25 protein-coding genes are annotated in these 24,371 nt (G+C 71.5%); 11 read left to right on the plus strand and 14 right to left on the minus strand.

Going from position 1 to position 24,371, the window contains the following annotated elements:
- The first annotated feature begins 36 nt into the window (after nucleotides 1-36).
- On the plus strand, nucleotides 37-909 hold the full coding sequence (locus tag KVT44_RS01555) for a hypothetical protein (protein WP_229888772.1): 873 nt from the start codon (nucleotides 37-39) through the stop codon (nucleotides 907-909).
- 499 nt (nucleotides 910-1,408) lie between these two features.
- Nucleotides 1,409-2,233, plus strand: a complete 825-nt coding sequence (locus KVT44_RS01560; protein WP_217565782.1) for an EI24 domain-containing protein — start codon at nucleotides 1,409-1,411, stop codon at nucleotides 2,231-2,233.
- A gap of 39 nt (nucleotides 2,234-2,272) precedes the next feature.
- Here the strand turns inward: KVT44_RS01560 and KVT44_RS01565 are convergent, their stop codons facing one another.
- On the minus strand, nucleotides 2,273-3,526 hold the full coding sequence (locus KVT44_RS01565; protein WP_217565783.1) for a pyroglutamyl peptidase: 1,254 nt from the start codon (nucleotides 3,524-3,526) through the stop codon (nucleotides 2,273-2,275).
- A 130-nt stretch (nucleotides 3,527-3,656) separates the two neighbouring features.
- Nucleotides 3,657-4,589 carry a LysR family transcriptional regulator gene (locus KVT44_RS01570; protein ID WP_254648799.1) on the minus strand — a complete coding sequence of 311 codons (933 nt, stop codon included), beginning with the start codon at nucleotides 4,587-4,589 and terminating at the stop codon, nucleotides 3,657-3,659.
- Nucleotides 4,590-4,638: 49 nt separating this feature from the next.
- Here KVT44_RS01570 and KVT44_RS01575 point away from each other — a divergent pair, with 49 nt between their 5' ends.
- The 3 genes from KVT44_RS01575 to KVT44_RS01585 are packed head-to-tail and all read left to right on the plus strand — an operon-like array spanning nucleotide 4,639 to nucleotide 6,225.
- The gene (locus KVT44_RS01575) at nucleotides 4,639-5,451 is read left to right on the plus strand and encodes an NAD(P)-dependent oxidoreductase (protein WP_217565785.1); all 813 of its coding nucleotides are present in this window, start codon (nucleotides 4,639-4,641) and stop codon (nucleotides 5,449-5,451) included.
- Nucleotides 5,452-5,462: 11 nt separating this feature from the next.
- Nucleotides 5,463-5,870, plus strand: a complete 408-nt coding sequence (locus KVT44_RS01580) for a RidA family protein (RefSeq protein WP_217565786.1) — start codon at nucleotides 5,463-5,465, stop codon at nucleotides 5,868-5,870.
- A gap of 25 nt (nucleotides 5,871-5,895) precedes the next feature.
- Complete coding sequence (locus KVT44_RS01585) at nucleotides 5,896-6,225, plus strand: YrdB family protein (protein WP_217565787.1); 330 nt, start codon at nucleotides 5,896-5,898, stop codon at nucleotides 6,223-6,225.
- Between the two features lie 33 nt (nucleotides 6,226-6,258).
- Here KVT44_RS01585 and KVT44_RS01590 read toward each other — a convergent pair whose 3' ends face one another.
- Nucleotides 6,259-6,834 (minus strand): TetR/AcrR family transcriptional regulator, encoded by a 576-nt coding sequence (locus KVT44_RS01590; RefSeq protein ID WP_095854879.1) that lies wholly within the window; start codon nucleotides 6,832-6,834, stop codon nucleotides 6,259-6,261.
- Between the two features lie 150 nt (nucleotides 6,835-6,984).
- On the opposite strand from KVT44_RS01590, the gene KVT44_RS01595 reads away from it, so the two are divergent.
- Nucleotides 6,985-9,495, plus strand: a complete 2,511-nt coding sequence (locus tag KVT44_RS01595) for a glycoside hydrolase family 3 protein (protein ID WP_217565788.1) — start codon at nucleotides 6,985-6,987, stop codon at nucleotides 9,493-9,495.
- 126 nt (nucleotides 9,496-9,621) lie between these two features.
- Entirely contained in the window at nucleotides 9,622-10,458 is an 837-nt protein-coding gene (locus KVT44_RS01600) for a hypothetical protein (protein ID WP_217565789.1), read from the plus strand.
- 35 nt (nucleotides 10,459-10,493) lie between these two features.
- Here KVT44_RS01600 and KVT44_RS01605 read toward each other — a convergent pair whose 3' ends face one another.
- A complete protein-coding gene (locus KVT44_RS01605) occupies nucleotides 10,494-11,474 on the minus strand; it encodes an aldose epimerase family protein (protein ID WP_217565790.1) in 981 nt (326 codons plus the stop codon).
- A 37-nt stretch (nucleotides 11,475-11,511) separates the two neighbouring features.
- Nucleotides 11,512-12,414 carry an SGNH/GDSL hydrolase family protein gene (locus KVT44_RS01610; protein ID WP_190168685.1) on the minus strand — a complete coding sequence of 301 codons (903 nt, stop codon included), beginning with the start codon at nucleotides 12,412-12,414 and terminating at the stop codon, nucleotides 11,512-11,514.
- Between the two features lie 256 nt (nucleotides 12,415-12,670).
- Between KVT44_RS01610 and KVT44_RS01615 the strand changes: the two genes are divergently transcribed.
- The gene (locus KVT44_RS01615; RefSeq protein WP_067369479.1) at nucleotides 12,671-13,165 is read left to right on the plus strand and encodes a DUF3145 domain-containing protein; all 495 of its coding nucleotides are present in this window, start codon (nucleotides 12,671-12,673) and stop codon (nucleotides 13,163-13,165) included.
- A gap of 152 nt (nucleotides 13,166-13,317) precedes the next feature.
- On the opposite strand, the gene fabF is transcribed toward KVT44_RS01615, so the two are convergent.
- The 5 genes from fabF to fasR all read right to left on the minus strand — a co-directional run bounded on the left by fabF (nucleotide 13,318) and on the right by fasR (nucleotide 18,290).
- The gene (gene fabF, locus KVT44_RS01620) at nucleotides 13,318-14,589 is read right to left on the minus strand and encodes a beta-ketoacyl-ACP synthase II (RefSeq protein WP_054231011.1); all 1,272 of its coding nucleotides are present in this window, start codon (nucleotides 14,587-14,589) and stop codon (nucleotides 13,318-13,320) included.
- A 106-nt stretch (nucleotides 14,590-14,695) separates the two neighbouring features.
- Nucleotides 14,696-14,944 (minus strand): acyl carrier protein, encoded by a 249-nt coding sequence (locus KVT44_RS01625; RefSeq protein ID WP_028800941.1) that lies wholly within the window; start codon nucleotides 14,942-14,944, stop codon nucleotides 14,696-14,698.
- 77 nt (nucleotides 14,945-15,021) lie between these two features.
- Entirely contained in the window at nucleotides 15,022-16,053 is a 1,032-nt protein-coding gene (locus KVT44_RS01630; RefSeq protein WP_217565791.1) for a ketoacyl-ACP synthase III, read from the minus strand.
- 15 nt (nucleotides 16,054-16,068) lie between these two features.
- Nucleotides 16,069-16,995, minus strand: coding sequence for an ACP S-malonyltransferase (locus KVT44_RS01635; RefSeq protein WP_075026664.1), 927 nt, complete (start codon nucleotides 16,993-16,995; stop codon nucleotides 16,069-16,071).
- Between the two features lie 89 nt (nucleotides 16,996-17,084).
- Nucleotides 17,085-18,290 (minus strand): fatty acid biosynthesis transcriptional regulator FasR, encoded by a 1,206-nt coding sequence (gene fasR / locus KVT44_RS01640; protein WP_054231008.1) that lies wholly within the window; start codon nucleotides 18,288-18,290, stop codon nucleotides 17,085-17,087.
- Nucleotides 18,291-18,422: 132 nt separating this feature from the next.
- On the opposite strand from fasR, the gene KVT44_RS01645 reads away from it, so the two are divergent.
- Nucleotides 18,423-19,082 (plus strand): pirin family protein, encoded by a 660-nt coding sequence (locus KVT44_RS01645; protein ID WP_099922868.1) that lies wholly within the window; start codon nucleotides 18,423-18,425, stop codon nucleotides 19,080-19,082.
- Between the two features lie 84 nt (nucleotides 19,083-19,166).
- Here the strand turns inward: KVT44_RS01645 and KVT44_RS01650 are convergent, their stop codons facing one another.
- Both KVT44_RS01650 and KVT44_RS01655 read right to left on the minus strand, forming a co-directional pair.
- The gene (locus KVT44_RS01650) at nucleotides 19,167-19,991 is read right to left on the minus strand and encodes a serine hydrolase (RefSeq protein WP_217565792.1); all 825 of its coding nucleotides are present in this window, start codon (nucleotides 19,989-19,991) and stop codon (nucleotides 19,167-19,169) included.
- A 19-nt stretch (nucleotides 19,992-20,010) separates the two neighbouring features.
- A complete protein-coding gene (locus tag KVT44_RS01655; RefSeq protein ID WP_217565793.1) occupies nucleotides 20,011-20,496 on the minus strand; it encodes a GNAT family N-acetyltransferase in 486 nt (161 codons plus the stop codon).
- Nucleotides 20,497-20,628: 132 nt separating this feature from the next.
- Between KVT44_RS01655 and KVT44_RS01660 the strand changes: the two genes are divergently transcribed.
- Both KVT44_RS01660 and KVT44_RS01665 read left to right on the plus strand, forming a co-directional pair.
- Entirely contained in the window at nucleotides 20,629-21,117 is a 489-nt protein-coding gene (locus tag KVT44_RS01660; RefSeq protein ID WP_099922869.1) for a MerR family transcriptional regulator, read from the plus strand.
- The gene (locus tag KVT44_RS01665) at nucleotides 21,114-22,127 is read left to right on the plus strand and encodes an aldo/keto reductase (RefSeq protein ID WP_217565794.1); all 1,014 of its coding nucleotides are present in this window, start codon (nucleotides 21,114-21,116) and stop codon (nucleotides 22,125-22,127) included. The genes KVT44_RS01660 and KVT44_RS01665 overlap by 4 nt, the downstream gene beginning before the upstream one ends.
- Nucleotides 22,128-22,168: 41 nt before the next feature.
- On the opposite strand, the gene KVT44_RS01670 is transcribed toward KVT44_RS01665, so the two are convergent.
- Nucleotides 22,169-23,017: a DUF4429 domain-containing protein gene (locus KVT44_RS01670; protein ID WP_217565795.1), complete on the minus strand. Its 849-nt coding sequence runs from the start codon at nucleotides 23,015-23,017 to the stop codon at nucleotides 22,169-22,171.
- Between the two features lie 66 nt (nucleotides 23,018-23,083).
- Nucleotides 23,084-24,301 carry an alpha/beta hydrolase gene (locus KVT44_RS01675; protein ID WP_217565796.1) on the minus strand — a complete coding sequence of 406 codons (1,218 nt, stop codon included), beginning with the start codon at nucleotides 24,299-24,301 and terminating at the stop codon, nucleotides 23,084-23,086.
- Between the last annotated feature and the right edge of the window lie 70 nt (nucleotides 24,302-24,371).

Raw genomic sequence — 24,371 nt, forward strand, 5'->3', positions numbered from 1 at the left:
CATGTGGCGAGGTGCCGTGCGTGGCGAGGAGGGCTCATGTCCCCGATTCCGTCGCTCCCCAGCATCCCCAGCAGGGATGACGTGCTGCGTATGGCGCGCAGCACGACCGACATCACCGGCCAACTCCTCGACACGGCCGGGAACATCACCAGAATCGCCCTCAACACCTTCGACCCCCGGGACGGGTCGGGGGCGGAGGCGCTGCGTGTGCTCCGGGAGACGACGGCGGGGCTGGCCGAGGCGAGTGCGTCTCCGCAGGCGCAGGAGGCGTTCTACCGGATCGTGGACACGCTGACGCGGCTCGGGACGACCGGGGCGCCGCTCGCGGTGCATCCCGTGAGCGGGCCTGCGCAGGCGTTGCTGGCCGCGCTGGGGGACAGTCTGCTGCCGATCCTCGACGCGGTGGAGCCCGCGGTGCAGGAGGCGGCGGACGCGTTGGGGGACTTGCTGGAGGCGGGGTCGCCGTTGCTGCCCGCGGTGGCCGGGGTGGCGGCGGGGGCGTTGCTCGCTTTGACGCCGGTGATACGGGCGGCGGCGGATGTGTTGCGCGACTCGTCGCCCGAACTCCGGCGTATCGCTGACGCGTTGACTTCGGCGCTGGCTCCGTTGCTGCCGCTTCAGCTGGCGCTGGCCGAGCGGGCGGCCGCGGCGGGGGTGGGGGTGGTGCGGGCCGCGCTGCCGCCGCTCGCCGACCTCACGGAGGCGGCGGCGGCCACGACGAACGCAGTCCGGCCGGTGCTGATCGCCGGCGAGGAGTTCCTTGTCTCCGGCCTCGAACACCTACAGCCCCTGCTCCTGGCGTCGGCGTCGCGGACGGGGCGGGTGGCTCGGGCGGTGGCGGTACGGGTCTCCGCGGCGGTGTCGCCTACGGCGGAACGGGGGCTTGTGGTGGCGGTGACGCCGACCTAGCCGAGTCTCCGCCTCCCGCCTCCCGCCTCCGGCCACGGACCGGTGAGGGCGGGGGCTGCGCCCCCGCATCCCCCGCCCGCCCGAATTCGTTCGACTGCGGACCGGTGGGGGCTGGTCGCGCAGTTCCCCGCGCCCCTAAAGGCCTCGGGGCGTCCGGGGTTCGAGGCCAACGCCGAAGACGGCACCGCACCCACCCCGTCCCGCACCATTCAGCCCGTCCGGCGTTTGAGGGCGGGGTCGGAGGCCGAGCCTCGGCCACGCCACGTCCATCCCACCCACCCCGGCCCGTATCACTCAGCCCGTCCGGCGTTTGAGGACGAGGCCGTTCAGGCCGATGGGGGTCCGGGGCGCAGCCCCGGTGGGGTGCAGGGGCGGAGCCCCGCGGGGGTGCAGGGGCGGAGCCCCCTGGCGGGGTTGAAGGGGCGGAGCCCCTGGGGATGGGGCGGGTAGGGGCGGCGGGGGCAAGGGGAAAGGGGCGAGCCCCGGTAAAGTTCGGGCCATGCGTGATCTCGGGGCGGGGTTCGGTTATCTCATACAGGGCCAGCGATGGGCCGCACGGCACGGGAAGCAGTACGGGTTCGGACTGCTGCCGGGCCTGATCACCCTCGTGCTGTACGCGGCAGCGCTCGTCACCCTCGCCCTGTACGGCGAGGACTTCGTCACCTGGTCCACCCCCTTCGCCGACGACTGGTCCAGCCCCTGGCTGGGCCTCTTCCGCGGCTTCCTCACCGCCGTACTCTTCGCCCTCGCCCTCCTCCTCGCCGTCCTCACCTTCACCGCCGTCACCCTCCTCATCGGCCAGCCCTTCTACGAGTCCCTCTCGGAGAAGGTCGACAGGGACGTCTCCCCGGACGGCACGGCCCCGGAGTCCGGCCTCCCGCTCTGGCGCGAGCTGTGGATCTCCGCGCGAGACAGCCTCCGCATCCTCGTGCGGGCCGTCGTCTGGGGCGTCCTCCTCTTCGCCCTCGGCTTCCTCCCGTTCATCGGCCAGACCGTCGTCCCCGTGATCGGCTTCTTCGTCACCGGCTTCTTCCTCACGGAGGAACTGACCGCGGTAGCCCTCCAGCGCCGGGGTGTCGACCTCCGCGACCGCCTCACCCTGCTCCGCTCCCGCAAGACGCTGGTCTGGGGCTTCGGCACCCCGCTGGGCCTCGCCTTCCTGGTCCCGTTCGTCGCCGTCTTCCTGATGCCGGGCGCGGTCGCGGGCGCCACACTGATGGCCCGCGACCTGCTGGACGAGGAAACGGACGAGCCGGACGACGACCACGGCGACCACGGCGGTCACGACAACCACGACGACCACGGACAACGCGCCGCCGCGTGACCGAGACCCTCGCCGTGGCCGTCGTCACGGTCCTCGCCGCTATCGCCCCGTCCCGCTGACGGCCACCGTCACGATCGCCCGCACCTGGGCGATGATGTCCAGCCGGTTCTGAACGAACTCGGGGTCCGTGACCGTCCCCGTCGCCGGGTCAGTGTTGCCGGTGCCGAACTGCAGTACGGGTGTGTGGACATGCCCGCCGGGCAGGCTGTCGTGCAGACCGAGGCGGTCGCGCAGCAGCGTCGCGCGGTAGGCGATCTCATTGGAGAGGTAGTCCCCGCCGCCCCCGGCACGCGCCGTCGAACCCGGGGTCGGCCCGTCGGGGCGTACGACCGGATCGGTACCGCCCGCCGGGATCTCGGTCACCGAGGTGTGGTCGTACACGGGGAAGCGGCCCGTGGGCGCGGCCACGATCCGCGCGTACGGGAGCGTCGTCGACGTCCATTGCGGCTGCGAGGCCGGGTCGGTGACGGGGACCGTCTCGGTGCGGGAGACGTTCTCGTTGTCCGGGAAGCCGCCCCGCCAGGCCCCGTTGGTCCGCTCCACGTCGAAACGGCCGACGCGGCCCTGGCTCACCGTGGTGAACAGATCCACGCGCGGGAGCTGGCGGCGCAGCGTCCGCTCCACCGTGCCCTGGGCGAAGTCCTGCCAGCGGACCGGGAACACGGCCGTCTCGATGCGCGCCGGGCCATCCGCGGTCCGGATCGTCGTGCCGTCCAGGGCCAGGGCGGTGGCTCCGGACGGGTTGGATATCCGGACGTCCCGGTCCAGCGTGAACGGGTCGAACCCGGTGAGCAGGATCCGCTTCACGCCCTTGGCGTGCGGATAGCGGATGGTGTTCTCGCCGCGCGAGTTCTCCTCCAACTCGTCGAGCAGTTTGGCGCGTTGCGTGTCCGTGAGACCGAACTCCGGCTCCCACTGCCGCACTTCGCGCGTCATCCCCAGCCGCGCCCAGTACAGCGGCCGGTCGTCGTCCCGGCTCAGGTCGCCGCCCGCCGGGCCCCGTCCCTGCGCCCGGTCGACGGCCCGCTGCCACAGCCGCGCCCCCTGCCGTACGACGACACGCTCGGCCTGCCCGAACGAGCCCGCCCGCTCCAGCGCCCGCGCGAACCCGGGGGCCACCGTGTCGAATCCGGAGCGCCGCAGGATCTCCTGGGGAGCGGCCTGGTCGAGGCGCTGCTCCTCGACGGTGGCGGGGGCCGCCGCTGCCGCCGACGCGGTGGGCGCCGCGGCCAGGCCGCCCACCAGGGCCAGTCCGAGTACGCCTGCTCCGAGCCGAACGCGTATGTGAGTCAAGGGAGTTCATGCCTTCCGTCGCCGTGGGGTGCTGCCGGACGGCCGCAGTATCGCGTGACGGAGGGGACGTACGCCATGAGGTGTGGCACCGGCAGCCGAAGAGGCCGGGGTGGCGCGGGCGGCGGGTCGCTCAGGTGGGCAGGTGGGTCGCCGCCTCCCGCAGTGCCCCCAGGAACGCCCGCGCCGCCGGTCCCAGTGACCGGCCCCGCACCGTCGCCGCGTACACCGCCCGCGCCGGCGCCTCCTCGTCGCGCACCGCGAGCAGCGCGATGTCCGGGCGTACGGACTCGGCGGCGAGCGCCGGGACCAGGGTCACCCCGAGCCCGGCGGCGACGTACCCCTGCTTGGCCGTCCACTCGGCCACGACATGCGCGACGCGCGGCCGGAAGCCGTGCCGCAGGGCCGCGTCCAGCAGGGTGCCCTCGGGGCGGGCGGAGCCGGATATCCAGTCGGCGTCGGCGAGTTGGGGGAGGCGGACGGAGGGCTCGGCGGCGAGCGGATGGTCAGCGGGGACGGCGACGTACAGGGACTCGTCGAGGAGGTGGTGCAGGGTGTACGGGTCCAGCGGGGCGCGGCCCGTCGTGGAGACGATCGCCAGGTCGAGGCCGCCCGCGGAGAGCCGCTCCAGGAGCACGGGCGTCAGGCCTTCTTCACGGGTGAGCCGCACCCCCGGATGGCGCACGCGGAACGCGGCGATGGCGCGGGGGACGAGCGCGGCGTCGGCCGTGGCGAACGCGCCGAAGCGCAGCCGGCCGCCCGCGACCCGCCGCAGCGCGGCCAGTTCGCGGTTCGCGTCGTGCAGCCGCTCGACCATCGCCTCGGCGTGCGGCACGAGGACCCGCCCGGCCTCCGTCAGCCGTACGCCCCGGGGCAGCCGGTCGAAGAGCGGGGCTCCGCCGAGCGCCGACTCCAGCGAGGCGATCTGCCGCGACACCGCGGACTGCGTCCAGCCGAGGGTCCGCGCGGCCACCGTGAACGAACCGTGCCGGGCGACCTCCAGGAAGACCCGCAGCCAGGTGCTGGAGAGGTCGGGTACGGCATGCGGGTTGAGCATGAGAGCCATGCTAGACATTCGCTTGTCGCATCACGTGGGCCCGCCTAGCGTCGAAGGCATGGAAAAGATCGCATTCCTCGGGCTCGGGCACATGGGCACCGCGATGGCACGCCGACTTCTCGCCGCGGGATTCCCGATGACCGTCTGGAACCGCACCGCCGAGAAGGCCGAGCCGCTGGTCACCGAGGGCGCCACCCTCGCCGCGTCCCCGGCCGAGGCCGTGAGGGACGCGGACGTGGTGATCACCATGCTCGCCAACCCGGCCGCGCTCGACGCGGTCGCGGACGCCATCGTGCCGGAGCTGCGCCCGGGTACCACCTGGGTGGAGATGTCGACCGTCGGGCCCGACGTGGTCAAGGAACTCGCCGCCCGGCTCGGGGAGGGCGTGACGTTCCTCGACGCGCCCGTGGCGGGCAGCACCGACAAGGCGGCCGCCGGGCAGCTCGGCATCCTCGCGGGCGGCGACGCGTCGGGCGTCGAGCAGGTGCTCGCCCACCTCGGCACCGTCACCCGCACCGGCCCGCTGGGCTCCGGCGCCGCGCTCAAGCTCATCGTCAACACGGCCCTGCTCGGCGGGGTCGCCCTCGTCGCCGAGACCATGGCCCTCGCGGACCGGCTCGGCATCGACGAGAACGTGGCGCGCACCGCGCTCGCGGGCGGCCCGCTCGGCGGCGCCGTCGGCCGCGCCTTCGCCGAGAACGTGTACTTCGCCACCGCGCTCGCCGCCAAGGACGTCGCCCTCGCCACGAAGGTCGCCGAACTCCCCGTGCTCGAAGCGGTGTCGGAGCGCTACAAGAGCGCCGCCGCCGATCCCGTCGTCGCCGGCGCGGACATCGCGAAGGCCGTCGAACACATCCGCCGCTCCGCCTGAGAGGGCCTCCCATGCAGATCACGCTCGACAACCCGCCCTCGGCGCCGGGGCCCGCCAACGGCTACTACTCCCAGGTCGCCCGGGTCGAACTGCCGGGTGCGGGCGCCCTGTTGTACCTCTCCGGACAGGTCGCGGACGGTGCCGACCTCACCGAACAGAGCCGCGGGGTCTTCGAGACCATCGACGCCCTGCTGAGGGCGCACGGGGCGGGCCTGGCGGACATCATCAACATCCGTACGTATCTGACGGACATCACCCAACTCCCCACCTACGGTGCCGTACGCGCCCAGTACCTCACCGGTGCCCCGCCCACCAGCATGACCTTCGAGGTCTCCCGCCTCTTCAAGCCGGAGGCCCTGATCGAGATCGAGGTCGTGGCCGCCGTACCGGCCCCGCGTGACGCACACGGGCCGGAGTGATCCCTTCCGGGTGATACTGCCGCCCATGAAGGCAGCGAACCTGGGCGTCCTCTTCCTCATCGAACTCGGCGCCCTCGCGGCCGTCGGGTACTGGGGCTTCACCCGCGCCGCGGCGACGCCGCTGATCTGGCTCCTCGGCCTGGGCGCCCCGGCCGTACTCGTCACGCTGTGGGCGCTGTTCGGCTCGCAGAAGGCGTCGTACAAGACGCGCGGCGCGGTCCGCGTCGGTTTCGAACTGCTCTGGTTCGGGGCCGGCGTGGCCGCGCTGGCCTTCGCCGGGGCCTACGGGTGGGCGATCGCCTTCGCCGCCGTCTGCGCGGTGAGCAAGACGCTGGCCGTGATCTGGCACCAGTAGCGCGGGCGGTGGCAGGGGCGGTGGTGGTCGGGTTCAGTCCTCGCCGAGCAGCGCGAGGAAGTCCCGGAACGCGCCCGGCATGTCCACCGACTCCGGGTCCAGGAGCCACTGGAACTGGAGGCCGTCCATCACCGCCACCAGCAGCGGAGCGGTGCGCTCCGGCGTGAGCCCGTTCGGCAGCCGCTCCCCGTACTCGGCGCGCAGCACCGCCGCCATGCTCGCGCGCACCCGCGCGTACCGCTCGGTGAAGTACTCGCGCGCCGGGTGCCCCTCGGTGACGCTCTCGCCGAGCAGCGCCGAGAACGTCTGGATGATCCCGGGCCGCATGGCGTTGTACTCGACCAGTGAGGCGAGCAGGTCGACCCGCCACTGGGTGTCGGGCACGGCGTCCCACTGGTCCCGCTCCTTGAGCACCGCGACGAGCAGCGCGTCCTTCGTCGGGAAGTAGTGCAGCAGCCCCTGCTGGGTCAGCCCCACACGTTCCGCGACCGACGCCATGCTCGCGCCCCGGTAGCCGCGCTCGGCGATCACCTCCAGGGCCGCCCGGACGATCTCGGCGCGCCGCTCCTCGCTTCTGGCCCTGGTGCTCATGGCGTCACCGTACGGCATGCGTACCCATGGAATGTAACGAAGAAATAACGAAACCTACTGCTCTACAGGTATCGGATGCAGGATGGACGCGCAGAGCGGATTCAAGGGCTCACGGATTCCCGGGCTCACGGATTCGCGGATTCACGGACTCAATGAGGAGGCACCGCGATGGCGGGAACGCGCACACCGGCCGACGAGGCCCGCGAGGCGGTCGTCGAGGCGGCCCTCGGCAAGCTGGACCTGGACGCGAAGACGAGGCTGCTCGCCGGGCAGGACATGTGGTCGCTGCCCGCGCTGCCCGAGATCGGCCTCAAGTCCCTCGTCATGTCCGACGGCCCGATCGGCGTACGCGGTGTCCACTGGACCGCCGACGACCCGTCGATCGCGCTCCCCTCGCCGACCGCGCTCGCCGCCACCTGGGACCCGGCCCTCGCCCGCCGGGCGGGCACCCTGCTCGCCCAGGAGGCCCGCCGCAAGCAGGTCCACGTCCTCCTCGCGCCCACCGTCAACCTGCACCGCTCCCCGCTCGGCGGCCGCCACTTCGAGGCGTACAGCGAGGACCCGTACCTGACCGGAGAGATCGGCTCCGGCTATGTCCAGGGCGTCCAGTCGGGCGGCGTCGGCACCACCGTCAAGCACTTCGTCGCCAACGATGCCGAGACCGACCGCTTCACGGTGAACAACCTGCTCTCCGAACGCGCCCTGCGCGAGCTGTACCTGGCCCCCTTCGAGGCCATCGTCGCCCATGCCCACCCCTGGGGCATCATGACCGCCTACAACACGGTCAACGGCACCACGATGACCGAGCACCACCACCTCGTGAACGAGATCCTGCGCGGCGAGTGGGGCTTCGACGGCTTCAACGTCTCCGACTGGACCGCCGCCCGCGCCACGGTCGGCGCCATCGAGGGCGGTCTCGACGTCGCCATGCCCGGCCCCCGGACCGTGTACGGGGAGGCGCTCGCCGCCGCCGTCCGCGCGGGCGAGGTCGAGGAGGCCAAGGTCGACGAGGCCGTCCGCAACGTCCTGCGGCTCGCCGCCCGCGTCGGCATCCTGGAGGGCGCCGAGCCGGTCGTCACCGAGCTGCCCGCCACCGTGGACGGCGAGGCCCTGGCCCGTGAGATCGCCCGCCGCTCCTTCGTCCTCGTGCGCAACCAAGGGGCTCTTCCGCTCGGGGGAGGGCACGGGGAAGGGCACGGGCAAGGGCGAGGCGAAGGGCACAAGGTCGCCCTGATCGGCGCCGCCGCCCGCGACGCCCGTGTCCTCGGCGGCGGCTCCGCCACCGTCTTCCCCTCCCGGGTCGTCCCGCCCCTCGACGGCCTCACCGCCGCCCTCCCCGAGGGCAGCCTCACGTACGCCGTCGGCGCCGACCCGAACGAGGAACTCGCCGTCGCCGACCGGGGGTTCACCCTGCGGGCCGTCTGCCGCGACCGGGACGGCGCGGTCATCGGCACCGGCTCGGCCCCCAACGGCCAGATCCAGTGGATGGGTGACGACCTCCCCGAGGGCGTCACCCACGCCACCCTCCACAGCGTCGAACTGACCGGCACCTTCACCCCGCGCGAGAGCGGCACCCACACCCTCGGCATCAAGGGCCTCGGCGCGTTCACGCTCACCGTCGACGGCACGGTCCACTTCGACGACATCCAGCGCAGCACGAAGGACGACCCCTTCGAGGCGTTCTTCGGCGCCCCCGTCGAGCGCGCCCAGGTGGATCTCGTCGCCGGTGAGACCTACGAGGTGGCGCTGCGGCACGTCATCGTCGTCCCCGAGGGCGCGCCGCTGAAGGTGGTCGGCTTCGCGCTCGCCCACCTGGACCCGCGCCGCGACCCCGACGAACTCATCGCCGAGGCCGTCGAAGCCGCCCGCGCCGCCGACACCGCCGTCGTCGTGGTCGCCACCACCGACCGCGTCGAGTCCGAGGGCTTCGACCGTAAGGACCTCCAGCTGCCCGGCCGTCAGGACGAGTTGGTGCACGCCGTCGCCGCCGCCAACCCGAACACCGTCGTGGTCGTCAACGCCGGCTCCCCGGTCGAGCTGCCGTGGCGCGAGGAGGTCGCGGCCGTACTGCTCAGCTGGTTCCCCGGCCAGGAGGGCGGCGCCGCCCTCGCCGACGTCCTCACCGGCGCCCACGAGCCCGGCGGCCGGCTGCCCACCACCTGGGGCTCCCTCACGGCCGCCCCGGTCACCCAGGTGGTCCCGGACGACGGCGAACTCCCGTATACCGAGGGCGTGTTCATCGGCTACCGCGCCTGGGAGAAGGAGGGCAGGACCCCCTCGTACGCCTTCGGACACGGCCTCGGCTACACCGACTGGACGTACGAGTCGATCGAGCTCGGCGGCGACGGCGGTGCCGGTTCCGGTTCCGGTGCCGGTTCGGGTACGACGGTCACGGTCCGCGTCCGCAACTCCGGTACGCGGGCCGGGCGCGAGGTCGTCCAGGTCTATCTGGCGCCCGTCGAGGCCGACGCCGAGCGTCCGGCCCGGTGGCTCGCCGCCTTCGCGGGCGTCGAGGCGGGCCCCGGCGAGAGTGTCGACGTCGTCCTCGTACTCCCGCGCCGGGCCTTCGAGGTCTGGGACGAGAGCACCGGAGCCTGGGTGTTTGTGAAGGGTTCGTACGAGATTGCTGCGGGTCGCTCGATCGTCGACCGTCGGGTCGCGGCGACGATTAACGTCTGACGTGGGACGAGTCCACCCCGAGCAGCCCCGGTCCGGAACCTGACATCCGGATCGGGGCTCGTCGGTTCTCGGCCACCTGAGGCAGACTCGCGGGCCGGAACACGCCGGTTCGGGGGAGAACAACGCATGTACCCAGGTCAGCAGCCAGGCCCGTACCCGCCGCAGGGGCCGTATCAGGGGCAGCAGCCCTATTACCCGCCTCCGCAGCAGGTCCCGTACCCGCCTCAGTACCAGCAGCAGCCCCAGGCCCCCCAACAGCACCTGGGCGAGGGCGAGATGCGGCTGGATCCCCACCTCACCCCCGACCAGCGACAGCTGGTGCTGCGCATCCAGCAGCAGGCGAAGACGTACGCGTACGGCTTCGTCCTCGGCATCCCGCTGACCTTCGGCGGCGCCCACTACGGCATCACGCGGACACCGATCGGCTTCGCGGCCACGGCCGTCGGACTGGTCGCCGTGGCCGTCGGCCTCTTCGCCATGACACGGATGCGGGCCCTCAAGCAGCAGCTGCGCCTGATCACCCCGGACGCCTGGCGCTCCCCGGCCGCGCATCTGCCGGGCGCCCGCAAGGCCGCCACCCTTGCCGCGTACCTCAACGGCGTACTCGTCCTGCTGTCCCTCGGCGCCGCGGGCTATCTGCTCTACAAGGGCGCCGGATGGGGCGCGTACGGCAACTCGTTCGGCTTCGGCGCCCTGGTGCTCGGCGCGTTCATCCCGTTCGGCATGGGCATCGCCGCCGCCACGACCATCCCGCAGCTGCTGCGGGTGATCCCGGCCGGCGCCAAGGTCGGCCGGAGCCTGTACTCGATCATCATGGTGCTGGCCACCACCGTGCTCGTGGAGGGGATCAAGGGCAAGTCCCCGCTCCCCGCGCTGATCGGCGCCGTGGTGGTCGCGGTCTGCCTCGGCGCGATGACCCTGCTGGGCAGGGCCGCCAAGCGGATGCGCGGCGAGAGCGTCTGACGGTCGGTCGTCCGTCGTCGGTCGCCGGTCGTCGGCTACTGGCCGCGGACGCCGAACCCGTACACGGTCTCCGACCGGTACACCCCGCCCGGCCGCAGTTCCGTGCTCGGGAACTCGGGCCGGTTGGGGGAGTCGGGGAAGTGCTGGGTCTCCAGCGCGACGCCGTCCCCGGGGGCGAAGGGGTCGCTCAGATGCTCCGCGGTGTACAGCTGGAGCCCGGGTTCGGTGGTCGCGACCGTCAGTGTCCGCCCGGAGGACGGGTCGTGCAGCTCGGCGACCTCGACCGCGGTCTCCGTGAGCCCCTTGTCGAGGACGAGGTTGTGGTCGTAGCCGGCGCCGACCTTCCGCGCCGTACGGAAGTCGAACCGCGTCCCGTCGACGGCGTCCAGCGCCCCGGTGGGGATCAGATCGGCGTCCACCGGCGTCAGCCGCGAGGCGTCCAGCCGGAGTTCGTGGCCGCCGGCGTTGCCCGTACCGGCCAGGTTCCAGTACGTGTGGTTCGTCAGGTTCACCACGGTCGGCGCGTCCGTGACCGCCTCGTACGCGATCCCCAGCGCGCCCGCCTCGTCCAGCGTGTACGTCGCCGAGACCTCCAGACGGCCCGGGAAGCCCTCCTCGCCGTGCGGGGAGACCCGGGTCAGGCGCAGCCCGTGATCGACCGGCTCCGCGTCCCACACCCGCTTGTCGAAGCCGCGCTCCCCGCCGTGCAGGGAGTTGGGCGGGTTGTTCTGCGCCAGGTGACAGGTGAGGCCGTCGAGGAGGAAGCGGCCCCCGGCGATCCGGTTCGCGTACCGCCCGACCAGCGCCCCGAAGTACGGCCCCGTGTGCGTCAGATAGCCGTCGAGGTCGGAGAACCCCAGCACCACGTCCGCGCGCGCCCCGTCCCGGTCCGGGACCTCGACCGACTGGACGATCCCGCCGTACGTCAGGATCCGCACCCGCACCCCGGCGCGCTCCAGCGTCCAGCGGTGGACCGGGGTGCCGTCGGGAAGAGTGCCGAAGAATTCGCAGTGCATGATCGAAAGCCTAGGCCAAGGATCCCAACGGCAGGTCCTAGCTCACCGGCTTCGTCGCCGTCACCACCCGATAGGCCATCTCCGCGAGCCGCGCCTGCCCGTCCCTGCTCGGGTGGAACCAGTCCCAGTGGCTCAGCTGGTCCGTGCCGAAGCGGTAGTCGAAGACCGCGCCCCCGTCGAAGCGGCAGTGCTGGTCCTTGGCGCACACTTCCTTCAGGACCTGGTTGTACGCCTCCACCCGGTCCTGCACCGTCGTGCGCCGCCGCATCGCCGCCGTGGTCAGGGAGTCCGCGTCGCCCAGCATCGAGGGGCAGATGCCCAGCTTCCAGATCTGCTTGCCCAGCGGGTTGCTCCGCCCCTCGGACCACAGCCGCTTCAGATCCGGCACGCTCGACACGTACACCTGGGTCTTGGGCAGCGCCTTGCGCAGCGTGTCCATGGCGTCCTCGAACTCGGCGCGGAACTCGGCGACGGGGGTCATCGCCGATACCGACGAGCGGCAGGCGTCGTTCGCGCCCGCCATCACGGTCACCAGCTCCGGCTTCTTCGTGACGGCCTGTGCCATCTGGTCGGGGAGATCCACCATCCGGGCCCCGGTCACCGCGTAGTTCCAGCTGCGCTCGGCGGCCCCGGCCTGCCCGAGCAGCCGTACGGCGAGGCTCTTGACCTTCGTGTCGCTGCCGGTCGCCCAGGACACCTCCGGACAGTCGGACAGCACGGTGCACGCGTCGAAGCCGCGGGTGATGGAGTCCCCGACGGCGGCCATCGACGTCGGGCTGCGGTCCCAGGTGGGGGTCGGCTTCGGGAACGCCTTGGCCGTCGTGCCCCGGGGCGCCGGGGAGTTGTCACCGACGGCGTCGCAGCCGGCGACGGCGACGCCCAGGAGAGCCGCCGACGCGATGGCGAGGGCGGCCCGAGAACGGTGACTCCTGTGACGCATCCCCTGGTCCCCTCGTTCGTCAAGCACGATTGCTCAGCACCATTGCTCAGCACCCATGCGACACGGTTGGCCGACACCCCGCAGTACACGACCGGTCGCACCGCGTCCCCTTGGGTGAAACCTCAATGTTTCTGGGCGCTGGGACCGACGGTACGTCACACTCCTTGCGCCGCCGCACGGTAGCCTCGCCACGTGGCCGCCCTGCCACTGCCTTTCCGCTAAGTTACAAGATGTCTCGCTCTGTCCGGAGGCCCCAGTGACGACACGTGGAGTTCTCTACGTGCACTCCGCGCCCCGCGCGCTGTGCCCGCACGTCGAGTGGGCGGTCGCGGGCGTGCTCGGTACCCGCGTCAACCTCGACTGGATCCGGCAGCCCGCCGCGCCGGGCACCTGGAGATCCGAGTTCTCCTGGAAGGGCGAGGTGGGCACCGCCTCCAAGCTGGCCTCCGCGCTGCGCGGCTGGCAGATGCTGCGCTTCGAGGTCACCGCCGAGCCCTGCCCCACGGCCGAGGGCGAGCGCTACAGCTGCACCCCCGAACTGGGCATCTTCCACGCCGTCACCGGAATCCACGGCGACATCCTGATCCCCGAGGACCGCCTGCGCGCCGCCCTCCTGCGCTCCCAGCGCGGCGAGAGCGACCTGGAGTCCGACCTCGCCAAACTCCTGGGCAAGCCCTGGGACGACGAACTGGAACCCTTCCGCTACGCGGGAGAGGGCGCCCCGGTCCGCTGGCTCCATCAGGTGGTCTGACCTGACAAACGGGCGTGAGGGGAAGCTTTTAGGGGCGCGGGGAACTGCGCGCCCAGCCCCCACCGTCCCGCACCCGACGAACAAGCAAATGTGGCCCGGACTCCGACAGGGAGTCCGGGCCACACGCCGGTTCAGTACACCTACGGCCGAATTCAGATCGTACGGAACGCCAGCACCACGTTGTGCCCACCGAACCCGAACGAGTCGTTCAGCGCGGCAATGCGGCCCTCGACAGGCAGCTTGCGAGCCTCCCCGCGCACGATGTCGGCGTTCGCCTCGGCCTCGGGGTCGAGGTTCTCGACGTTGATGGTCGGCGGAGCGATCCGGTTGTACAGCGCCAGCACCGACGCCACCGACTCCACACCCCCCGCGCCACCGAGGAGATGACCGGTCATCGACTTGGTCGCGGAGACCGCCATGTGGTCGGCGTCGTCGCCGAACACCTTGCGCAGCGCCTTCAGTTCCGCCACGTCACCGGCGGGCGTCGAGGTCGCGTGCGCGTTCACGTGCACGATCTCGGCCGGGTCCAGGTCGGTGTTGTCGAGCAGGTTCTGCAGGGCGTGGGAGATGCCACGCCCCTCCGGCTCCGGCTGCACGATGTCGTGGCCGTCGGCGGAGATGCCCTGGCCGACCGCCTCCGCGTACACCCGGGCCCCGCGCTTGGCGGCGTGCTCGGCGGACTCCAGGACGAGGACGCCGGCGCCCTCACCGAGGACGAAGCCGTCACGGGCGACGTCGTAGGGGCGCGAGGCACCCTGCGGGTCGTCGTTGTTCTTGGACATCGCCATCATGTTGCCGAACGCGGCGATGGGCAGCGGGTGGATCGCCGCCTCCGTACCACCGGCGACGACGACGTCGGCGCGCCCGGTGCGGATCATCTCGATGGCGTAGCCGATGGCCTCGGCGCCCGAGGCGCAGGCGGAGACGGGGGTGTGCACGCCGGCGCGGGCGCCGACGAGCAGGCCCACGTTGGCGGACGGGCCGTTCGGCATGAGCATGGGAACGGTGTGCGGGGAGACGCGGCGGACGCCCTTCTCCTTCAGCACGTCGTACTGGTCGAGCAGCGTCGTCACGCCACCGATGCCGGAGGCGATGACGGTGCCGAGCCGGTCCGGGTCGACGGAGGCGTCGTCGCCGGCCTTGTCGGTGAAACCGGCGTCCGCCCAGGCTTCCTTGGCGGCGATCAGGGCGAACTGCGCCGAGCGGTCGAGACGGCGGGCCTGCGGGCGGGGGATGACCTCGCCCGGCTCCACGGCGATCTGCGCCGCGATTCGGACCGCCTGGTCGGCGGCCCAGTCCTGCTCCAGGGCGCGGACACCGGACTTGCCGGCGACGAGGCCCTCCCAGGTAGAGGCTGCGTCGCCACCCAGCGGTGTGGTTGCGCCGATACCGGTGACGACCACGGTGCGATTGGTCGAGCTCACGGGAATTCTTTCTCCAAATACGAGGATTCAGCGGCGCCACCGCCGGGTGGCGGGGCAACGGACTGATCGGTGGACCGGGCCGGGCGAACCGGGCCCGATCGCTGGATCAGGCCTGGTGCTTGAGGATGTAGTCGGTCGCGTCGCCGACGGTCTTGAGGTTCTTGACGTCGTCGTCCGGGATCTTGACGTCGAAGCGCTCTTCGGCGGCGACGACGACCTCGACCATGGACAGCGAGTCGACGTCCAGGTCGTCGGTGAAGGACTTGTCCAGCTGGACGTCCTCGGTGGGGATCCCGGCGATCTCGTTCACGATCTCGGCGAGACCTTCGACGATCTCTTCCTGAGTGGCGGCCATGTCAGGCGCTCCTTCGGTGTGTATCCAGAGAGGGTTGGCGGTATTCCGTACGGACCGGATGATCCGGCACGGAGTGCCTAGGGGAGAGTAACGACCGTCGCGGCGTACACGAGACCCGCCCCGAAGCCGATGACGAGCGCGGTGTCGCCGCTCTTCGCCTCGCCGGTCGCCAGAAGCCGCTCCATCGCGAGCGGGATCGAGGCGGCCGAGGTGTTGCCGGTGGTGCGTACGTCACGCGCGACCGTGACGTGCTGCGGCAGTTTCAACGTCTTCACCATCGAGTCGATGATCCGCTCGTTGGCCTGGTGGGGAATGAAGACGTCCAGGTCGTCCGCGGTGATTCCGGCCGCGTCCAGCGCCTGCTGGGCGACCTTCGCCATCTCGAACACGGCCCAGCGGAACACCGCCTGGCCCTCCTGCGTGATCGCAGGGAACTTGATCTCGCCCTTGGAGTCGAGCGGAAGCTCCGACACGTCGCCGATGCGGAAACGGTCCCACGGCACGGTCTGCTTGATCGTGCCGGCCTTGTCGCCCTCGCTGCCCCACACGGTCGGGCCGATGTGCGGCTCCTCGGAGGGGCCCACGACGACCGCGCCCGCGCCGTCACCGAACAGGAAGGCCGTCGCACGGTCCTCCAGGTCGGTCAGGTCGGACAGCCGCTCCACGCCGATGACGAGGACGTACTCCGCCGAACCCTCGACGATCATGCCCTTGGCGAGCGTGAGGCCGTAGCCGAAGCCCGCGCAGCCGGCCGAGATGTCGAAGGCGGCGGCCTTCTTCGTGCCGAGCTTGTCGGCGATCTCCGTCGCGACGGCCGGAGTCTGGCTGAAGTGCGAGACGGTCGAGACGACCACGGCGCCGATCTGGTCGGCGTTGATCCCGGCGTCGGCGATGGCCTTGCCGGACGCCTCGATCGACATCGCGGCGACGGTCTCCTCGTCGGAGGCCCAGTGCCGGGTCTCGATGCCGGAGCGCGAGCGGATCCACTCGTCGGAGGAGTCGATCGTCTCGAGGATCACCTCGTTCGGCACGACCCGGACAGGACGGTAGCCGCCCACACCCAGGATCCGCGCGTACGGGGCGCCCTTGCTGGGCCTGATCTTCGACATGCTCTGTCGGCTCCTTTAGGCGGAGGCGTGCTCGGCGATGAGCTCGCGAGCCGCGTCGAGGTCGTCGGGGGTCTTCAGCGCCAGGGTCTTCACACCCGGCAGCGCACGCTTGGCGAGCCCGGTCAGGGTGCCGCCCGGGCAGACCTCGATCAGCGCGGTCGCGCCGAGCTCCTGGAAGGTCTCCATGCATAGGTCCCAGCGGACCGGGTTCGCGACCTGGCCGACCAGTCGCTGCACGACCTCGGCGCCGGTCGTGACGGCCTTGCCGTCCTTGTTCGAGACGTACGCGATCTTCGGGTCCACGGGGCTCAGGGCCTCGGCGGCTCGTGCCAGCGTCTCGACCGCGGGCGCCATGTGGTGCGTGTGGAACGCGCCGGCGACCTTCAGGGCCACCACGCGGCGGACGCCCTCGGGCTTGTCCGCCTCCAGGGCGGCCAGCTGCTCCAGCGTGCCGGCGGCCACGATCTGGCCCCCGCCGTTCACGTTCGCCGGGGTCAGACCGAGCTTCTCCAGGTGCGGGACCGTGGTCTCGGGGTCCCCGCCGAGCAGCGCCGACATACCGGTCTCGGTGATCGCGGCGGCCTCGGCCATCGCCAGACCCCGGGTGCGCACGAGCTTCAGCGCGGCCGTGGCGTCGAGCACGCCCGCGAACGCGGCGGCGGTGATCTCACCGACGCTGTGACCGGCGACGGCACCGGGGCCGAGCTCGGCGACGTCACCGAGTGCGGCGGCGGAGAGGAGACCGGCGGCGACCAGGAGCGGCTGCGCGACAGCCGTGTCCCGGATCTCGTCCGCGTCTGCCTGGGTGCCGTAGCGGGCAAGGTCGAGCCCGATGGCGTCCGACCACGCGGCGAGGCGGTCGGCGGCACCGGGGAGATCGAGCCAAGGGGTCAGGAAGCCAGGCGTCTGAGCGCCCTGGCCGGGAGCGACGAGTACGAGCACTCTCACACTCTCTCTTGTGGACGGCCACGGCCGCCCGTGGGGACAGGGACGAAGAACACGAAGGGGAATTGTAGAGCCCCGACAAAAGCCTAGGCTTGAGGATCCCCATCGGCCAGACGCCCCAGGATCAGCGCGATCCGTAGTGTGAACGCGGATCGTACATCCGAAGGCGACCAACCGGTGACGTCAGTCACACGTCGGAGCCGGTAGCGCACGGTGTTGGGGTGAACGAAGAGCATCCGGGCCGCGCCTTCGAGACTGCTCGCCTGTTCCAGATAGACACTGAGCGTTTCCAGCAGCGCGGAGCCGGCTTCTTCAAGCGGTCTGTAGATCTCCTCCACCAGTTGCTCGCGGGCCGAGGGGTCTCCGGCGATCGCGCGCTCCGGCAGCAGATCGTCCGCCAGAACCGGGCGCGGGGCGTCCTGCCAGGCGAAACACGCCTTCAGTCCGGCGGCGGCGGCCTGCGCGGAGCGGGTCGCGGCGAGCAGATCGGGCACGATCGGCCCCGCGACGACGGGCCCGGCGGCATACGGCCCGATCAACGACTTCGCGACCCCGAGCGGATTGTTGTTACCCCCCGCGATGACCACGAGCCGGTCCCCGAGCACACCGGTGAGCACCTGGAGCTTGGCGTGCCGGGCCGCCCGCCGGATCGCCTCGACCGTCAGCTCGCTGTCACCGTCGGGCGCCGTACCCAGCACCACGCAGACATGTTCGGGCGAGTTCCACCCGAGGGCGGCGGCCCGGCTGACGGCACCCTCGTCGGCTTCGCCGGAGAGCACGGCGTTCACGACGAGCGATTCGAGGCGGGCGTCCCAGGCGCCCCGGGCCTCGGCGGCCTGCGCGTACACCTGGGCGGTGGCGAAGGCGATCTCCCGGGCGTACACGAGCAGCGCCTCGCGCAGTACGGACTCGTCGCCCGGGGCGGCGACCTCGTCGATCGCGCTCTCCATGACCTCGATGGTCGTGCGCACCATCTCCACGGTCTGCCGCAGGGTGATCGCCCTGGTCAGCTCGCGTGGCGCGGTCCCGAACACATCGGTGGAGATGGCCTGCGGGGCGTTCGGGTGCCGGAACCACTCGGTGAAGGCCGCGATACCGGCCTGAGCGACGAGCCCGATCCAGGAACGGTTTTCCGGTGGCATGGCCCGGTACCACGGCAGCGTCTCGTCCATCCGCGCGATGGCCTGGGCGGCGAGACTGCCGGAGGACTTCTCCAGCCGCTTCAGGGTCGCGGAGTGCGCGTGGATGTCGTGCGCTGGGCGCTCGGTGTTGCTGGATTCGGGTTCGGGCACGGGACAAGACTGCCTTATCAGGACGGAGGCGTGCGGCGGCGGGTCGCAAGTAGGCGGGGGGAGGGCCTGGGGCGGGGCTACGGTGTCCGTTGTGACGGACGTACGGCGACGACGGCGGAACGAGCGGATCTGATGGACGTACGGCGCGCGGACGAGCGCTACCACGGAGGTGACCCGGACGCCGGGATCACCTCCTTCCACGCCTTCTCCTTCGGACCGCACTACGACCCCGACAACCTTCGCTTCGGTGCGGTGATCGCCTGCAACGAGGAGTGGCTCGCGCCCGGCGCAGGCTTCGACGAGCACCCGCACAGTCACACCGAGATCGTCACGTGGGTGGTGGAGGGGGAGCTGACCCATCGCGACTCGGCGGGCCACGAGTCGGTGGTCCGCCCCGGAGACGTCCAGCGCCTCAGCTCCGCGGGCGGCGTCCGCCACGTGGAACGCAACGACGGCTCGGTCCCCCTCGCCTTCGTCCAGATGTGGCTGGCCCCGCTGTCACCCGGCGGCGAACCGTCCTACGAAGTCGTCCACGGCATCGCCGACTCCACGCCGTACGCCGTCCCCGAGGCCGGGGCGATGCTTCATGTGCGGAGGCTGGCGGCGGGGGAGCGGACGGCGGTGCCGGACGCCGGGTTCGTGTACGTCCATGTCGTCCGCGGCGAAGTACTCCTGGACGGCGAGGAGTTGGGCCCCGGCGACGCGGCCCGCATCACCGAGGCCAAGGACCTGGAAGCGGTGGCGGGAGCCCCCGCGGAGCTATTGCTGTGGGAGATGACCCCCTCGACCTGAAACTCCGGCCGGCCCGAGGCTTTCAGGGGCGCGGCGAACTGCGCGACCAGCCCCCACCCACCCACAGCCGAAGAACCGGTGGGATCAGGCTCGTAGGGCTGTCAGTACGGCATCCGTGAACGGGGGCCAGGACTCGACCGCCCAGGGGCCGAACGCGCGGTCCGTGAGGGCGACGCACGCCGCGCCCGCCACCGGGTCGATCCACAGGAACGTACCGGACTGCCCGAAGTGACCGAAGGTCCGCGGGGAGGAGGAAACCCCCGTCCAGTGGGGGGACTTGGAGTCGCGGATCTCGAAGCCGAGCCCCCAGTCGTTGGGGTTCTGGTGGCCGTACCCCGGCAGCACCCCCTTCGTACCGGGGTACTGGACGGTCATGGCCTCCAGGACCGTACGCGGATCGAGCAGCCGCGGCGCCTGCACCTCGGCCGCGAAACGCACCAGGTCCGCCACCGTCGACACCCCGTCCCTCGCGGGCGAGCCGTCCAGCGACGTCCTCGTCATCCCCAGCGGCTCCAGCACCGCCTGCCGCAGATACTCCCCGAAGGGGATGTCGGTCGCCTTGGCGACATGGTCCCCGAGCACCTCGAACCCGGCGTTGGAGTACAACCGCCGCTCCCCGGGCGCGGCCGTCACCCGGTGCTCGTCGAACGCGAGCCCGGAGGTGTGCGCGAGGAGATGACGAACCGTCGACCCGGCCGGCCCGGCAGGCTCGTCGAGCTCGATCGCCCCCTCCTCGTACGCGACGAGCGCGGCGTACGCGGCCAGCGGCTTGGTGACCGACGCGAGGGCGAAACTCTGATCGACAAGGCCGTGGGACCCGAGCACCGCCCCGTCCGCGCGGACGACGGCCGCGGCCGCCGTGGGAACGGGCCAGTTCTCGATCGACGCCAGGACGCTCTGCAAAGACATGCCTACGAGCCTAAGCGGCTCACAGCTCCAGCCGCATCGACGGGTCGGCCTTGCGGACGAATCCGAGCGAGGCGTACAGCGGCTCGGCCGCGGCGGACGCGTTGAGGTCGACCTGGAGGACGTTCCGTTCGCGGAACCAGTCGAGGAGCGTCTCCATGCACGCCCGCGCGTACCCCCGCCGCCGTGCGTCCGGATCGGTCGCGACGCTGAAGACGTGCCCGACCGCGCCGTGCGGATTGCCCGCGCGCCCGATCCGGTACTCGATGGTCCCCGCGACGAGCGCCGCGAGAGCGCCGGGCCGGTCGGGGTGGTCCGGGTGGTCCACGACGAAGGCCACGAAGTCCCCGTCGGGGTCGGCGAGCCTGCCGCGTACGGTCGGGAGGGATTGGACGTGCCACTCGGTGGACGAGGGGCCGGCGGAGGCGAAGACCGAGTCGATCATCACCTGGCGCAGTCGCAGTACTTCCTCGGCGTCCTCGGGCACGGCACGGCGTACGAGACTCATGATCCGCACGGTAGTCAGGGTGCCCCGCGCACGTCTCCCTATTTTCGGCGGGCGCCCGTCAGACGTCGCCGGGCGGGTTCTCACCCGAATTTGCTTGCTTCGAGTGCACTCGAAGGTTTTAGCGTGGAGGTCATGACGGTGATGGAGACCACGGCCGAGGCCGCCGAGACCGGCACCAGTACGCGCACCGGGGACTGCGCCGCCCCGCCCCATCGGCACCGGCGCCCGGACGGCCAGGACAACTACACGATCAGCGAGGTCGTCGCCTTCACCGGCCTCACCGCGCACACCTTGCGCTGGTACGAGCGGATCGGGCTGATGCCGCACATCGACCGCTCGCACACCGGCCAGCGCCGCTACAGCAACCGCGACCTGGACTGGCTCGACCTCGTCGGCAAGCTCCGACTGACCGGTATGCCGGTCGCCGACATGGTCCGGTACGCGGAGCTGGTGCGCGAGGGGGACGACACCTACATCGCGCGCTTCGAGCTCCTGGAGGCGACCCGCCGCGACGTCAAGGCGCGGATCGCCGAGCTCCAGGACACCCTGGCGGTTCTCGACCACAAGATCAGTTTCTACGCGGACGCCGGGCGTGCCCTGGCGTCGGAGAGGTCCCGATGACGGACAGCAGGATCGCGAACGTGGAGCTGGGCACCGGCGGCCCCGAGGTCGGCGTACAGGGCCTCGGCTGCATGGGCATGAGCGCCGCGTACGGGCCCACGGACGCCGACGAGGCCCGGGCCACCCTGGAACGGGCGCTGGAACTCGGCGTCACGCTCTTCGACACGGCCGACGTGTACGGCCTGGGGGAGAACGAGAAGTTCATCTCGCCCTTCGTCAAGGCGCACCGCGACGAAGTCGTCCTCGCCACGAAGTTCGGCATCTTCCGTGATCCCGCCGAGCCGACGAAGCGGACCATCCGCAACGGCACGCCGTACATCCGCCAGGCCGTCGAGGGGAGCCTGCGGCGGCTGGACGTCGAGGTCATCGACCTCTACTACATGCACCGCCGTGACGTGAACATCCCCATCGAGGAGACCGTCGCCGCGATGGCCGAGCTGGTGCGCGAGGGCAAGGTCAAGCACCTCGGGCTGAGCGAGGTCACCGGCGGGGAGCTGCGCGCCGCGCACGCCGTGCACCCGATCGCGGCCGTGCAGTCGGAGTGGTCGCTGTTCAGCCGGGACATCGAGGCGGGCGTGGTGCCGGCGGTCCGTGAGCTGGGCGTCGCTCTGGTGCCGTACTCGCCGCTCGGGCGCGGATTCCTCACCGGTTCGTTCGTCCACGCCGAGGATCTGACCTCGGACGACTTCCGCCGTACGATGCCGCGTTTCACCGGCGACAACGCGGCCGCCAACGCCGCGCTGCTGGAGCCGGTGCGTGCGGTCGCCGAGGCGCACGGGGCGTCGCCGGGGCAGATCGCGCTGGCCTGGGTGCAGCAGCAGGCGTCGTTGCTCGGGTTGCCGGTGGTGCCGATTCCGGGCACGCAGAGGCGTAGCCGGGTCGAGGAGAACACCGCGGCCACGCGGATCGTCCTGACGGAGGACGAGTTGGCGGTGCTGGAGCCGATCGCCTCGAAGGTGGCCGGGGAGCGGTACGCGGACATGTCGTTCTCGTCGGCGGGGCGGGAGTAGAGCTCTGCGGGGCGGGAGCAGAGCCGCGCCCGCAGACGACATCAGAGCTCGGCCAGCAGTTCCGCCTTCTTCGTCGTGAACTCCTCGTCCGTGACCAGGCCCGCCTGGTGGAGTTCGCCGAGGTGGCGGATGCGGTCGGCGATGTCGGCCGGGTCGCGGCGGGGAGCCGCGGTCACCGGGGTGGGACTCGAGGCTCGTACGGCCGCGAGGACCGAGGCGGCGAACGGGAGGGACTCGTGGACGGGGCCGTAACCGAGACCGAAGACGACCGCCGCCGGGTCCTGGTCCGCCTGGGCGGGCTGTGCGGTGGCGGGCTCGCGCCGCAGGAGCCGCAGATGGCCCTCGAAGGCCTCGGGGGAGCGCCACTCGACCCCGCTGAGGCCGGTGACGGGGAAGCTCTGGTCGCCGGCCTTCCACTTGGCGGAGGACGCGCCCGTCCAGAACCAGCGGAAGGACACCGCCTTGCCGTCGAAGGAGGCCTTCCCGTCGTACGCCTTGAAGTGGAGCGGCGCCTCGGGCGGCGCGACGAGGTAGCGCTCGGGCGGTTCGGCGTCCTCGGTGAGCGCGGCGCGCAGTTCGTCCGCGTAGTACTCGGCGAGGGTCTCCCGGTCGGCCGGCATCACCAGCCGATAGGGGTCGCCCCCTTCCTTCAGCTGTCCCGCGGCGGCCTCCATCAGCGGATCCGCGCCCGCTCGCGGCACGGCGTGCAGGACGACCGTTCCGCGCTTGCCCGGCGTCAGTGTGACCCCCGCTATCGCCTCCAGGGGGATACGCCGTTCGCCGAGCGCCTGGAACAGCTTCGGCGTACGGATCCCCCGTTCGAAGCGGATGAGCACGGAGTCGGACTCGAACTCCCAGGCGGCATGAAATCCGGCCAGTACGTCACCCATGCGGGCCATCGTAAGCGGCTCGCACGTCTGCGTCGCCTCCCTGGGCGAACCGCAGTTCTTCGTCCTCTACGCGCGTCCCGCCGCCGGGGCGTCGGACAAACCTTGTCGGCACGCGTCATCCTCGTGTGCGCACTGCACCGCCTGGTACGCGCCAATGCCGATCTCGGCGAAGTTGCGCAGGCTCTCGGTGCCCGGCTCGAAATAGCCTCCGTGGCCGTTCGCGCCCCGCGCGGACAGCACCCGGGCCCCGAACGCCTTCGACACCGGGTCGGCGCCGTGTCCGAGCCCGCCGAATTCGAGGTAGGGCACGTCCTGGATCCAGTCGCCGGAGTCCCGCATCGCCCAGACCCGGGCGGTGGTGTGCAGCGAGGACGCCTTCTGGGCCCGCATGCCGGGGCTGCCGGCGACCGCTATGTCGGAGACCCGGGAGGGCATGGTGCGGGCGGCGAGGCCGCACAGCACGGAGCCGTAGCTGTGGCAGTAGAGCGCGACGGGCGCACGGCCGGGCAGGGCGCGCAGCAGCGCGTTCAACCGGATCGCGCCCTCCTCGGCGCGGCTGCCGGTGGCGGCGTCCATGCCGAGTCCGCTGGGCGTGGTGTAGTCGGCCCAGGCGATCACGGCCGTACGGGCCTGGGGGGCGGCGGCGTGCTCGGCCCCGTACAGGGCCTGTGCCATGCCGACCGGCGCCGAGTACTTCTTGTTGGTGCGCTGGAACGTGAGCAGATCGGTGTCGACGCCCGGCACCACGATGGAGATCCGCTCGGCCCGGTCGAGGCTTCCGAAGACCTCGGCGACCCGGCCCGAACCCATGGGGTCGAAGGCGAGGAAGTCGCGCCCCTTCTGCAGCATCGCCTCGTAGCGGTGCATACGGCGCCCGGCCTGCTGCTGTCCCAGGGCCGAGAGCCGGTTGTCGTGCATGCGCTTCTTCTCGACCTTGCGCTGCTGGTCGATGGCGACGCGGTTGGCCTCGTAGCGCAGGGTCACGGGCGCGCCGTTCATGTTGCCGACCGCGAGCGGATAGCGGTGGGCGAGACGGGTGCGCTCGTGGACGTCGAGGGACGCGAAGAAGCGGGCGAGGCGGCTCGGCGTGGTGTCCGGGTCAGGCAGTCGCTGTCCGGCGACGCTGCCGTGCTCCCACGCGGAGCGGGACGCCTGGAGAGGGGTTGCCCCTCGATGGCCCTGGAGTGCGGTCCAGCCACTGGTGGCCAGCATCACGAACACCACGGCCAGCGCGAGCAGTGCGCGCCAGACGTTCAGTTGGGGGGATGAGTCGAAGGAAGTCACTGAGAAGACACCCTAGGAGAAGGTTGGCGCCTCCCGTTAAACGAGTGACTGGTATCACGTTTCTCGCAGG

Source organism: Streptomyces sp. GbtcB7 (assembly GCF_019091445.1).
GTDB classification, from domain to species: domain Bacteria; phylum Actinomycetota; class Actinomycetes; order Streptomycetales; family Streptomycetaceae; genus Streptomyces; species Streptomyces mirabilis.

Bases quoted from the DNA above. Each gene is read 5' to 3' on its own strand.
- KVT44_RS01555 (WP_229888772.1), top strand. From the start codon at position 37: ATGTCCCCGATTCCGTCGCTCCCCAGCATCCCCAGCAGGGATGACGTG.
- KVT44_RS01560 (WP_217565782.1), top strand. From the start codon at position 1,409: ATGCGTGATCTCGGGGCGGGGTTCGGTTATCTCATACAGGGCCAGCGA.
- KVT44_RS01570 (WP_254648799.1), bottom strand. From the start codon at position 4,589: ATGGCTCTCATGCTCAACCCGCATGCCGTACCCGACCTCTCCAGCACC.
- KVT44_RS01575 (WP_217565785.1), top strand. From the start codon at position 4,639: ATGGAAAAGATCGCATTCCTCGGGCTCGGGCACATGGGCACCGCGATG.
- KVT44_RS01580 (WP_217565786.1), top strand. From the start codon at position 5,463: ATGCAGATCACGCTCGACAACCCGCCCTCGGCGCCGGGGCCCGCCAAC.
- KVT44_RS01585 (WP_217565787.1), top strand. From the start codon at position 5,896: ATGAAGGCAGCGAACCTGGGCGTCCTCTTCCTCATCGAACTCGGCGCC.
- KVT44_RS01590 (WP_095854879.1), bottom strand. From the start codon at position 6,834: ATGCCGTACGGTGACGCCATGAGCACCAGGGCCAGAAGCGAGGAGCGG.
- KVT44_RS01595 (WP_217565788.1), top strand. From the start codon at position 6,985: ATGGCGGGAACGCGCACACCGGCCGACGAGGCCCGCGAGGCGGTCGTC.
- KVT44_RS01600 (WP_217565789.1), top strand. From the start codon at position 9,622: ATGTACCCAGGTCAGCAGCCAGGCCCGTACCCGCCGCAGGGGCCGTAT.
- KVT44_RS01605 (WP_217565790.1), bottom strand. From the start codon at position 11,474: ATGCACTGCGAATTCTTCGGCACTCTTCCCGACGGCACCCCGGTCCAC.
- KVT44_RS01610 (WP_190168685.1), bottom strand. From the start codon at position 12,414: ATGCGTCACAGGAGTCACCGTTCTCGGGCCGCCCTCGCCATCGCGTCG.
- KVT44_RS01625 (WP_028800941.1), bottom strand. From the start codon at position 14,944: ATGGCCGCCACTCAGGAAGAGATCGTCGAAGGTCTCGCCGAGATCGTG.
- KVT44_RS01630 (WP_217565791.1), bottom strand. From the start codon at position 16,053: ATGTCGAAGATCAGGCCCAGCAAGGGCGCCCCGTACGCGCGGATCCTG.
- KVT44_RS01645 (WP_099922868.1), top strand. From the start codon at position 18,423: ATGGACGTACGGCGCGCGGACGAGCGCTACCACGGAGGTGACCCGGAC.
- KVT44_RS01650 (WP_217565792.1), bottom strand. From the start codon at position 19,991: ATGTCTTTGCAGAGCGTCCTGGCGTCGATCGAGAACTGGCCCGTTCCC.
- KVT44_RS01655 (WP_217565793.1), bottom strand. From the start codon at position 20,496: ATGAGTCTCGTACGCCGTGCCGTGCCCGAGGACGCCGAGGAAGTACTG.
- KVT44_RS01660 (WP_099922869.1), top strand. From the start codon at position 20,629: ATGACGGTGATGGAGACCACGGCCGAGGCCGCCGAGACCGGCACCAGT.
- KVT44_RS01665 (WP_217565794.1), top strand. From the start codon at position 21,114: ATGACGGACAGCAGGATCGCGAACGTGGAGCTGGGCACCGGCGGCCCC.
- KVT44_RS01670 (WP_217565795.1), bottom strand. From the start codon at position 23,017: ATGGGTGACGTACTGGCCGGATTTCATGCCGCCTGGGAGTTCGAGTCC.